Genomic DNA, 294 nt, shown 5'->3' with positions numbered 1-294 from the left:
CTATGTGGAACTGGATCTGCATGAGCTCTACGAGGGCGAGGTCCGCTACGCCCGCGACGCCTTCGAGGGCCTGCGGCTGATGGACGCCCTGATCGGTGTCAAGCGCGGTGTGCCCGGTGCCAAGCTGCCCGAGCTCAAGCAGCGCCGGGTACGGGCGGCCACGGTGGAGACCGAGGAGCAGCGGCCCGAGGAGGGCCATGTCCGCTCCGACACCGCCACCGACAACCCCGTACCGGAGCCGCCCTTCTGGGGCACCCGGGTCATCAAGGGGATCCAGCTCAAGGAGTACGCGAG

1 protein-coding gene is annotated in these 294 nt (G+C 69.0%); it reads left to right on the top strand.

Annotated features, from left to right (window positions below; all coding sequences use genetic code 11):
- A partial coding sequence (locus JK363_RS41815; RefSeq protein ID WP_201883544.1) for a hypothetical protein occupies positions 1 to 294 on the top strand: 294 nt, incomplete at both ends.

Origin of the sequence: Streptomyces coffeae (assembly GCF_016741875.1) — a bacterium.
Classification (GTDB): Bacteria; Actinomycetota; Actinomycetes; order Streptomycetales; family Streptomycetaceae; genus Streptomyces; species Streptomyces coffeae.
This window is presented reverse-complemented; position numbering and strand designations above follow the sequence as displayed.